Here is an 11,312-nt window from a genome sequence, read left to right on the forward strand (position 1 = left end):
CCAGCTTCGCGCTTTCTGGGCCGTATTCCTTTAAATCTCATGTCTCAAACACAGTTTCCTCTGGAATACGGCTGAGCGGATTGCTTAAACCGGCGATCGTGCGGCGCCAGACAACCAAATGATTATGCGGCCTTCAGAGCAAAACCCTGCCCCGGAACGACACAAATTATTGGTACTTTAAAACGTCGTTCCGGGGCGGGCTAAATGGCAGGAGCCATTTCAACAGCCGCAGGCTGGCCCGAAGGGTGAAGGGCATGGATGCCCGGAGTCATTGTTTTGCGTGCCGCATAATCACAGTTGGCTGCCCTCTTTTTTCTAAGTCAGGCCGGACGCGCCGAAAAGAGAGGATCGTAAGGAGATACCTCTCCTTGCAGGGGGCCAGGGGCTTGCCCCGGAAAGGCGTTTCAGGTTGAAAAACAGTCGTCGATTAATGCTGCAGTTTATGCAGAATCGCAACGACCGTTAAACCGTGCTGGCGGTTACCCGCAAAAAGGTTTCCTGCAGCACCTGCACGTCGTTGGCCGCGCGGTGACGTTCGATGTTCATGGTGTGCCAGAGAGACTTCTTGGTGTCGTGCCAGGCTTCCATCTGCTCCGGCGTCAGCAGCTTGTTGATGGTTTCGATACGGAAGCGCTGCACCAGTTCGGCTTCGTCAAACAGACGCCCCATCCACGAGCTGTCAAAACTCCAGGCATCGGAATAGAGGGTTTTGCCGCGCAGGATTTCGTTCATTTTCAGTGCGACTTCACGCGGGGTCATGCCCTCTTCCTGCAACTGCTCGCGCGAAATGCCATGAATCAGCTCCGCTTCCACACTCCAGTGCAGCCAGGTCGGCGCGGGTTTGATCAGGAAGCTGTGTACCATACGGTCTTCCAGCGCAAAGCCCACCTCAATCGGATAGCTGCCCCGTCCGAAACCGGAGGCCTCAAGGTCGATGATGGGCGGTACGCTGATATCCACGGCGGGTACATCCTTACTTTTATTATTTAAACGTTCATTCTAGTCGCTGCTGCGCCGCTGCTCTATGCACCGGCTAACACTTTACGACTGCATTTTCGACAAAGGCGCCACACGCATCACTTCTGCGACCGTGGTCATACCGGCGGCAACCTTATGCGCACCACTTAAACGCAGGCTGTGCATACCTTCTTTCATCGCACTCTGGCGCAGTTTGATGTGATCCATCTGGTCGTTGATCATCATTTCCAGATTCTCGGTCATCGGCATCACTTCATAGATACCCATCCGCCCCATATAACCGGTGCCACGGCATTCGAGGCAACCTTTAGCGGCGTACACATGCTCCGGTGTTTTCACCAGCCAAGGGGCCGTCAGCTGTTTCCAGGCGTGCTCATCAACTTTTTCTTTGACCTTGCAGTGCGGGCATAACGTCCGCACCAGACGCTGCGCCATCACCCCCAGCACACTGGAGCGGATTAAATACGCCGGCAGCCCCAGCTCCATTAAACGGGTGAAGGCTGAAGGCGCATCATTGGTGTGCAGGGTAGAGAGAACCAGATGGCCGGTTAATGCCGCCTGAACGGCAATTTCGGCGGTCTCAAGGTCACGCACCTCACCGACCATGATGATGTCAGGGTCCTGACGAAGTAAGGCGCGCACGCCACTGGCGAAGGTCAGGTCGATGCCGGGGTGTACCTGCATCTGGTTAAACGCCGGCTCCACCATTTCGATCGGATCTTCGATGGTGGACACGTTCACTTCCGGCGTCGCCAGCTGTTTAAGGGTGGAATACAGCGTGGTGGTTTTACCGGAACCGGTCGGCCCGGTAACAAAAATGATGCCGTGGTTGTTGCGCGTCATTTCCGCCCAGCGGCGGTTGTCTTCTTTGCTGAAACCCAGCTCAGAGAAACTGCGCACCAGCACCTGCGGATCAAATACCCGCATCACCAGTTTTTCGCCAAAGGCGGTCGGCAGCGTCGATAAACGCAGCTCCACTTCCTGACCAGACGGGGTTTTGGTTTTTAAGCGACTGTCCTGAGGTTTACGCTTTTCGGCGATGTTCATCCGCCCCAGCGATTTGATCCGCGCCACCACCGCCATCGCAACCTGCGCCGGCAGTTCGTAAACATTGTGCAGCACACCGTCGATACGGAAACGCACATGGCCGACTTCGCGCCGTGGCTCGATGTGAATATCACTGGCACGCTGATCGAAAGCGTACTGCAGTAACCAGTCAACGATATTGACGATGTGCTCGTCGTTGGCATCCGGCGCGCGGGCTTTGCCCAGCTCCAGCATGGACTCCAGATTCTGCACCACGCTCGCGCCTTTGTGGCTCTGGCGTGCACGATTGACCGAGTTGGCCAACTGATAAAACTCTACGCGGTAACGTTCGATATCACTGGGCGCAGCCAGTACACGTTTTACCTGACGACGGGTAACGTGCTCAACGTCGGCAATCCAGCTGTCCACTTCCGGCTCGGCACAGGCAACCACCACGGTATCGGTGCTCACTTTCACCGCCAGAATACGGTGACGTTCAGCAAAGGCGTAAGACATCACATCGGTCACCGCCGACACGTCCACTTCCAGCGGGTCGATCTGCACGGCTTCCATTTTATGGCGCTCGGCCAGCCAGTCGATCAGCAGATGCTCATTTAACACCCGGCCTTTATGGCGGGCGTCGGCGAAATTCTGTTTACCCAGCAGGGTGAGGACGTGCAGGCTTTTCTCTTCCGGCTTACGACGGATGCTCAACGCCAGCTGATGATCTTCGTCGTTGAGCAGCTGGTCGCGGCGCAGATCTTCAATCAGCGATGGTAATGAGAGTTGGCGTTCCGCCTGAGCCTGCATGTGTCATTCCCTAATCCGTGTATTTTTTCTGCGCACCCGCCTCAGAGTTGTCTGGCCAGATGCTGCAGGTGCTCTTCTGCCCAGCCGCTGTAGTCATCGGCCGTGCGTTGTTCAGCGCCAGCAGCCGGGTTCAGTGGCGGCAGGGGCCAGGGTCTTTGTAACAAAGTTTCTGCGTTAAGCATATCAGACAGCGCACGCCACACTGTTTCACCGGGCGCATTCACCTGCGGCAATGCACGGGCATAATCACAGGCCATACACAGCAGAGCCAGCTCGTGTGCCATGCCACGCCACTGCTCGGTCGATTGTGGTCGCTGACGTTTAAGCTGTTCCAGCAACGGCTGATGCTGACGCAGCAGGTGACGCAACCAGTGGCCTGCCTGCTCGCTGCCTTCTTTCAGCGGCGGCAATGCATACAAGGCCGCCGCTGCCTGTGTCAGCGCTTGTGCCAGCACCGCGTCATCACGCAGCTGTTGCAGGCGCTCCATCCAGACCGCCTGCAGGCTGTTTAGTTCGTCGCGCACGTCACTTTCTTCATCGGCAGAGCGCAGATAACTGAGCAGCTGGGCCGTGGCCGCCAGTTGCTGCAATGGCTGTTGCAGCTGGTCCAGTGCTTCGCGCAGGGTTCGGGTCTGATTGCGGCGGATCACTTTACCCACCAGCTGCGGCAGGGCACGCAGCGCCTGCCAGTGTGTCCAGGCATCCAGCGCACCATGAATATTGCTGTCCCACAGGCAATGCTCCAGCGCACGCTGCAGGTGTAAGAATTCATAGCTCAGCCACTGCGGCAGAGCTTCGGCCATATCGTCTGCAGCGCTCACGCCCGGGGTCTGTGCCCAGGGCTGACTGAGGCGCGCCAGACGGTAGCCACGTTCGGCCTTGCTGATATCACTCAGCCAGAGTGGCGCCTGTTCGGCCAGCTGCAGGGCCATTGCCCACAAACCGGCGGCATCGCCCTGTTTTAATTCCAGCTCAACTTCGCACAACGGCAGGGTCTTGCGTCCGTTACTCACTTCGCCCTGATCCAGCACCACTTCGGCTTCACAGCCATCCAACTGCCACAGCCAGGCCTGGCGTTCAAAATGGGTGGTGAATATTTCACCCAGCTCAGCAACATCAATGCTGGCTGGCCAGTGCTCAGCCACTTCGGCACTCTGCAGTAGGGTACTGTCGAGCTGTGGGGAAGTTAATGGCCAGTTCCATTCTCCACGCTGATGTATGCCGGCCTGGCTCTGGCCACGGGTTTTAAGCGTCTGTTCGTAGCCATCGCCGTGCTGGCGGATACGCAAAGCCGCACGGGCCGACGATAACGCCGCTGCGGGCGTATCGAGGTACCAGTTTTTCAGCGTAGAATGGCTCAGAGGCCGGGCCTGAGTGTTCAGGAATTGAGTCAGCACAGGCAAAGATTGCGGGCTGATGCGGAGCTTGAGTTCGGTTTCTTTAGTCATGGCGCTATTGTCATGAGGCGCCCCGCTATAAGCAAGCTCAGTGATGCTTTAAACACTGTTATTAACAGCGTCGTTATTTATAAAAGGCCAGTTATGGATCTGATCAGCCGTCTTACCACTCTTATTGCTCACAACAGCATCAGCTCGGTGTTGCCGGAATACGATGAAAGCAATCTGCCGGTGATCAACACTCTGGCCCAGTGGTTCAGTGAGCTGGGCTTTACCTGCGAAATCCTGCCGCTTGAGGGCTTCCCCGGTAAAGCTAATCTGATTGCCACTTTAGGGCGTGGTGATGGTGGTCTGGTGCTCAGTGGTCATACCGATACCGTGCCCTGTAATCCGGAACGCTGGCAGTCCGACCCCTTTACCCTGACTGAACGTGACGGCCGTTTTTACGGGCTCGGCACCTGCGATATGAAAGGCTTCTTCGCTCTGGTTCTCGAAGCCCTTAAGCACTATCAGGCCAGCGACTTTAAACAGCCGCTGATTATTCTCGCCACCGCCGATGAAGAAAGCTCCATGTGCGGTGCGCGCGCGCTGGCGCAGCAGGGTAAGCCGAAAGCGCGCTATGCCGTGGTCGGTGAACCCACCAGCTTAAACCCCATCCGTATGCACAAAGGCATCATGATGGAGAGCGTGCGCTTAACCGGCAAAGCCGGGCATTCATCCAACCCGGATCTCGGCATCAACGCCCTCGATGCCATGGTGCCGGTGATGAATGAATTAATGAATCTGCGCCGCGATCTGGCTGGCCGTTATCAGAACGCGCATTTTGCCGTGCAGGTGCCGACGCTCAACCTTGGCTGTATTCATGGTGGCGATAACCCCAACCGTATCTGTGGCAGCTGTGAACTGGCGTTCGATTTACGCACCCTGCCGGGGATGAGTAACGACGATCTGCGCGAAGAAATCCGCCGGCGGTTAAACCCCATTGCCGAGCAGAACCGCGTTGAGTTTTCCTTCGAGCCGTTATTTCCCGGCGTGAATTCTTTTGAAACCGCTGCCACCAGCCCACTGGTTCAGGCCGCCGAACGCTTAACCGGCCATACCAGTGCCGCCGTTAATTACGCCACCGAAGCGCCTTTTCTTGCAGGAGCTGGGCATCGACACCATTGTGCTCGGGCCGGGCAATATCGATCAGGCGCATCAGGTGGATGAATATCTGGCGCAGGATCAGATTGAACCCTGCGTGGAATTATTACGCGGCCTTATCGAGCGCTTCTGTCTGCACCCTTCTGTCTGAGCGCGGCTCATGCTTAAATCGACGCCAACATTAAAAACCTGTTTCAGGAGTGAAAAAGCCGAGTGAATCCAGATACCACCGCTTACGTGCAATGGTTCCGTCAATCATCGCCGTACATTAATGCGCACCGCGGTAAAACCTTCGTCATCATGTTCGAAGGCGACGCCATTGCGCACGACAATTTCAATCATGTGGTGCAGGACATCGCCCTGCTGACCAGCCTTGGCGTACGCCTGGTGCTGGTGCATGGCGCGCGACCACAGATTGATGCGGTATTAAGCAAGCTGGATATCCAGAGCCGTTTTCACAACGATTTACGCATCACCGATGGCGAAGCCTTAAATGCAGTAAAAGCGGCGGTCGGCATGGTAAAAGCCGATGTCGAATCACGCCTGTCCATCGGCCTGCCCAACTCGCCGATGCACGGCGCACGCATCCGCGTGGTCAGCGGTAATTTCGTCACCGCCAAACCACTGGGCGTGATTGACGGTGTTGATTATCAGCACACCGGCGAAGTGCGGCGCATTGAACATCAGGCCATCAGCGAATTACTGGCACAGCGTAACGTCGTGCTGCTGTCATCGGCCGGTTACTCGCCGTCGGGTGAAATGTTTAACCTCACGGTTGAAGACGTAGCACAGCACACCGCCGTGGCACTGCGCGCCGATAAATTAATTATTATGGGCGAGCAGTCCGGATTGCTGGATGACGACGGCGAGCTGATTAAAGAATTAACCTGCATGGATCTTGAACCGCGCCTGCAGGCCTGGAAAGGCGAAGTGCGCTGCCATGCCGAAGCGGCGATAAAAAGTGTACGTCAGGGTGTGCCGCGGGTACACCTGCTGAGTTACGCCGACGACGGTGCCCTGCTGCAGGAATTATTCTCACGCGAAGGGCGTGGCACCATGGTCACGCAATACGCCTACGATCAGCTGCGTAATGCCAGAAGCGACGATGTGGTTGGTATTCTTGAATTACTGCGTCCGCTGGAAGAGCAGGGCATTCTGGTGCGCCGTTCACGGGAATTACTGGAAAACGAAATTCAGCGTTTTTATGTGATTGAACGCGACGGCATGATCACCGCCTGTGCGGCGCTCTACCCTTACTCCGACGATAAAGCCGAACTGGCCTGTGTGGCTGTGCATGCCGATTATCGTGGTACGAATCGTGGTCAGCGTCTGCTCGAACAGATTGAGCAGGAAGCCCAGCGGCGTCATTACAAACAATTATTTGTGTTAACCACACGTACCGCCCACTGGTTTATCGAAAATGGTTTTGTTGCCGGTGCCGTTACCGAATTACCGCAGGAGCGGCAGAAGCTGTATAACTTCCAGCGTAATTCCAAGGTATTTTTCAAATCCTTGTGAGTAATAAGCAACCGTGATTTCACTCTCTCATCTGGGGCGCGAAATTCATCGGCGTTACGATGAATTCGGCCCCATTCTGGTGTTCGACGATGGCAATAAACGCTATTTAAGTTTTGGCACCGCCGACGAACAAAGCTGCCAGCTGAAAAGTGCGCCACTGCAGTTACAGCACGAATATGCCCGTGCCATGGTCGCCGTGCTGATGCAATCCGACGCCTCGACACCACCGGCGAATATCACGCTGCTGGGAACCGGCGGCGGTACTCTGGCCAGCACACTGTTCCACTGGCTGCCGCAGGCAACGATTCAGACGGTCGATCTCCGTCAGGCAGTATTTCAGATCGCGCAGCAGTATTTTGCCCTGCCCCGTGACAAGCGTCTGAGCACCCATGTCAGCGATGCCGCCGAATTTTTACGCAACAGCGAGCAGGGACAGTGCGATTTATTAATCTGCGATCTGTATCTGGCCGATGGCCTTGATCCGCTGGTATTGCAGAGCGACTTTCTCGATTCATGCGAACGCCATTTATCGGCTCACGGCTGGCTGGTACTGAATTTGTGGAAAGAACACCGCGAACAGACAGACTGTCTGGCACAGTTAAAACAGCGTTTCCCGCAATTGCTGCAAAGCACCACCACCGATGGCAACTGGATACTCTGGGCCAGTAAATACGCGGAAATTGCCGATAAAAAAACGGCCCGCGAACGCTGCGTGCAGCGCTCCCCACTGGCCGGTTTTAATCTCTGGAGTGTGGTAAAAGGCTTTTACCGCCACCGCTGATACAGCCGCACAGCGCACTGGTGCCTACAAAGAATTACAAACTTCCCGGCTTAGTGACACGAACAGCCGTTGCCGCCACTGCAACCATAGGGTAGCGTGCTGATTACAAGATCAGTACGGAGCAGACCTCTGACTGCCCACGTCTGATCACCAGAATAACAACAAGAGTACTCAGTATGTTGCAGTCGCTTATTCAGATCGGCCTGCCGGTCGCCCTGATTTTAATTATGGTCGGCGTTGGTCTCGGCCTGACTCCGGAAGATTTCCGTCGTGTATTCCGCCAGCCGAGAGGCTTTCTGATTGGTGCCTTCTGTCAGATGTTACTGCTGCCACTGATCGCGATGGCGGTCATCGCCGTGACCGGTCTGCATGGTGAAATCGCCATCGGCCTGTTTATTCTTGCTCTCTGCCCCGGTGGCACCACCTCCAATCTGTACAGTTTTCTCGCCCGAGCCGATGTTGGCCTGTCGGTGTCGCTGACGGCGGTGATTGGTTTTATTACGCCGTTCACCATTCCGTTACTCGGCGTCTGGGCCATTAACCATTACAGCGATGCCGGTTCACACTTTGAGCTGCCGATTGTCAGCACCTGGATCAAGCTGATGATTATTACCGTGATTCCGGTGGTGATCGGTATGGCGATCCGCGCAAAATGGCAGCAGTTTGCCCGCCGTATGGAACCGCTGATCACACGTTTTTCTGTGATTGTGCTGGTTGCGGTGATCGTCTCTATCTGTATTAACCTCGGCGATAAGCTGATCGGCTTTACCCTGCAGGCCGGACCTGCCGCACTGCTGCTGAACATCAGCACCATGGGTCTTGGCTATCTGGCCGGACGCTGGTTCCTGCACAGCGAAGCGCAGGCACGTGCAATCAGTCTTGAAGTCGGTTTACAGAACGGAACTCTGGCCCTGCTGATCACCACCAGCATTCTGCAGAGCGCCGAAATGTCGATCGCACCCAGCGTTTACAGTCTGATCATGTTCGTCAGTGCCAGTTTGTTTACCATTGCAGTCTTACGCCGCGACCGTCGCCAGGTTGCGGTGGCCTGAAGAGAATATTCCCTGACGGACAGCGTGGCCGGGCAAACAGCGTCCGGCCGCCGTCAGCTGTCTCAGGATGTAACTAAACACATTTTTGTGACTCATCTCTCGGTAAATTGTCTTAGCAAATTCCCAACCAACGTACCATTTACGCTAGAATCCGCGCCTCACTGACGGAGGACTCTATGCGAACCCGAACTTTATCAACCACCAAGAGCCTGTTGCCTTGTGCGTTACTGCTTTGCAGTGCAGGCCAGGCCATCGCTGATAACGGCCTTAACGTTTATGGCTTTCTGAATGCCGGCGCTTACTACCTCGACGAAGACGACATCACCATTGAGTCGTATGAGTCGGGCAGCCCGCAATTCTTCAACCGCGACACCATGATGGGCCTGCAGATCAGTAAAGAGATCAGCGAGCGCACCAGTGCCACTATCCAGCTGACCGCCAAAGGTGAAGAAGATTTCGCGGTACGCACCTCGCTGGCCTTTATCAGCCACGCGCTGAACGACAGCACCGATATCCGTTTCGGTCGTCTGCGTATTCCGTTCTTCTATTACTCCGAATTCCTCGACGTGGGTTACGCCTACAACTGGATCCGTCCAACCGGTGATGCTTACGGTATTCCGTTCTCCGATTACAACGGTGCCGACATCATCAAACGCTTCAGTTTTGACAGCTTCGACGGTCAGATTCAGCTGAACTACGGCCGTCGTGACAAAGAAATCGTGTTGTTTAACGAAGCCTATGAGTCCGAGCTGAACAACTTCGCCGGCGCTACCCTGAACCTGTATATGGGTGATTTCGGTCTGCGTGTTGGTATGCAGCAGACGCAGATGACGCTGGATTCTGCCGCAGATATGCAGACTCTGATCGATGTACGGACAGGTACTAAAACCCCGGATGAGGCCCTGTACGATCTGGCCGCCAGCGGTGCCCGCCGTATCGATATCGCCCAGACCGCCGCCACCCTGCTGACAAACAGCATGAGTGAGGAAACCAAGGAAACGTTCAACTTCGACGACAAGAAAGCGCGTTACTACAACCTGGCAACTACCTGGGATAACGGTGACTGGAGCTTTATCGCCGAGACCGCAATCATCAACTTCGACTCCGGCCTGTATGTGGATAACTTCGCCTGGCTGGCGTCTCTGGCCAAGCGTTTTGACGCTCTGACCATTCACACCACCTACTCTACCTCGCGTGACCGTCTCGACGGCGGCGATGTCGGCAAGGTGCAGGAAATGATGATGCTGCGCGGTGAAGACGAAAGTATCACCCTCGGTATGCGCTACGACCTGGATGAAGCGACCGCCTTTAAACTGGAAGCATCACACCACATAGAGGAAACCAATCAGGGCCTGCCAGGCGCCTCCGGAACTCTCTACCGCGCCGCATTACAGCTGGTATTCTGAGGAGCTAATACGCATGAAATTTATCAAAGCCCTGGGAATGACCACACTGCTGAGCCTGAGCGCTGCAAGCTGGGCTGACATCGCTGTGATCGTCAATCTGAAGAATAACAATACCTACACGGGTATCGATGCCGACCTGATCGAACGTATTTATCTGGGTAAGGCCAGCAAGTTTCCTGATGGGACTGCGGCCGTGCCTTACGATCTGGCCAAAGGTGACAGCGTACGCGAAAAGTTCGGACGTAAAATTCTGAACAAAAACCCGTCACAGCTGCATGCTTACTGGTCACGTTCAATCTTCTCCGGCAAGAAGCAACCGCCACGTGAAGTCGGTGACGCTGATGCCATGAAGGCCGCCGTTGCCGCCGACCTGAACGCCATTGGCTACATCAACGCCTATGCCGTTGATGCCAGCGTTGCGGTGCTTTACACCATTAAAGACTGACACTGGCCCCGGACGCATGCGTCCGGGGCTTTTTTGTAAGCACAACTCGTCTTATTCTTGCCCGCCTAATTTCAACAAGGATGCGAATACATGATCCGAGCATTTCTGATGATCGCTTTACTGACCGGAACCCTGCCGTTCTCTCAGTTACAGGCCGCAGAACTGGTACTCAACGGCAGCGCTTCCTATTACTACCTGACCCGCGAATACTATGTTGCCGGTCTTTATCTGCCCGCTCCGGAACAGGACCCGGACGCCATCCTCTCGCCTGACACTGCCAAACGTATGCAGCTGATTGTCAGTACCGAACGCTGGTCGCCACGTAAATGGGCGCAGCAGTGGCAGAACAATATCTCCATCAATAACGATAACCTCAGCGCCGATACTCAGGTACAGCAGGCGGTGATGGAATTTACCCAGTTTCCGCGTGACGACCTGCACCGCGATGACGAAATCCGTGTCGATTATCAGCCCGGCGGCAACACCCGCGTTCTGCTTAACCGCGAACTGGTGATCGAGAGCAGCGGCGTCGAACTGTTTAACTACCTGCTCAATACCTGGATCGGCAAACTGCCGCCATCGCGCGAGTTCCGCCAGCATATCCTGCAGCAGGACACCTCCGCCGCTGCCGAACAAAACCGTCGTCTGCTGCTGACCCATGAAATCCCGGCCGCACGCAACCAGCTGTATTCCGGCTGGCTCAACGCCGAGCGCGCTGCTCAGCAAGCCGAACAGGAACGCCAGCAGCAACAGGCA

10 protein-coding genes are annotated in these 11,312 nt (G+C 55.6%); 7 read left to right on the forward strand and 3 right to left on the reverse strand.

Annotation, left to right across the window (positions count from 1 at the left end; translation table 11 throughout):
* Positions 1-462: 462 nt before the first annotated feature.
* From B3P58_RS02745 to B3P58_RS02755, 3 genes are all read right to left on the reverse strand, one after another.
* On the reverse strand, positions 463-960 hold the full coding sequence (locus tag B3P58_RS02745; protein ID WP_145467725.1) for a hypothetical protein: 498 nt from the start codon (positions 958-960) through the stop codon (positions 463-465).
* 81 nt (positions 961-1,041) lie between these two features.
* The gene (locus B3P58_RS02750; RefSeq protein ID WP_230331030.1) at positions 1,042-2,814 is read right to left on the reverse strand and encodes a GspE/PulE family protein; all 1,773 of its coding nucleotides are present in this window, start codon (positions 2,812-2,814) and stop codon (positions 1,042-1,044) included.
* A gap of 41 nt (positions 2,815-2,855) precedes the next feature.
* Complete coding sequence (locus B3P58_RS02755; protein WP_286715978.1) at positions 2,856-4,262, reverse strand: inorganic triphosphatase; 1,407 nt, start codon at positions 4,260-4,262, stop codon at positions 2,856-2,858.
* 93 nt (positions 4,263-4,355) lie between these two features.
* Here B3P58_RS02755 and argE point away from each other — a divergent pair, with 93 nt between their 5' ends.
* The 7 genes from argE to B3P58_RS02790 all read left to right on the forward strand — a co-directional run.
* Complete coding sequence (gene argE, locus B3P58_RS02760) at positions 4,356-5,420, forward strand: acetylornithine deacetylase (protein ID WP_349676556.1); 1,065 nt, start codon at positions 4,356-4,358, stop codon at positions 5,418-5,420.
* Positions 5,421-5,567: 147 nt separating this feature from the next.
* Positions 5,568-6,872 carry an amino-acid N-acetyltransferase gene (gene argA, locus B3P58_RS02765; protein WP_230331028.1) on the forward strand — a complete coding sequence of 435 codons (1,305 nt, stop codon included), beginning with the start codon at positions 5,568-5,570 and terminating at the stop codon, positions 6,870-6,872.
* A gap of 13 nt (positions 6,873-6,885) precedes the next feature.
* The gene (locus B3P58_RS02770) at positions 6,886-7,653 is read left to right on the forward strand and encodes a spermidine synthase (RefSeq protein WP_286715980.1); all 768 of its coding nucleotides are present in this window, start codon (positions 6,886-6,888) and stop codon (positions 7,651-7,653) included.
* 176 nt (positions 7,654-7,829) lie between these two features.
* A complete protein-coding gene (locus B3P58_RS02775; RefSeq protein WP_145467713.1) occupies positions 7,830-8,705 on the forward strand; it encodes a bile acid:sodium symporter family protein in 876 nt (291 codons plus the stop codon).
* A 176-nt stretch (positions 8,706-8,881) separates the two neighbouring features.
* A complete protein-coding gene (locus B3P58_RS02780) occupies positions 8,882-10,111 on the forward strand; it encodes a porin (RefSeq protein WP_230331027.1) in 1,230 nt (409 codons plus the stop codon).
* 13 nt (positions 10,112-10,124) lie between these two features.
* Complete coding sequence (locus B3P58_RS02785; protein WP_145467709.1) at positions 10,125-10,556, forward strand: phosphate ABC transporter substrate-binding protein; 432 nt, start codon at positions 10,125-10,127, stop codon at positions 10,554-10,556.
* A gap of 90 nt (positions 10,557-10,646) precedes the next feature.
* The coding region (locus B3P58_RS02790) for a chalcone isomerase family protein (RefSeq protein WP_286715985.1) at positions 10,647-11,312 on the forward strand (666 nt) is incomplete at its 3' end.

It is taken from the genome of Thalassolituus sp. UBA2009 (assembly GCF_002335285.1).
Lineage (GTDB): Bacteria > Pseudomonadota > Gammaproteobacteria > Pseudomonadales > Oceanobacteraceae > Venatoribacter > Venatoribacter alkanivorans.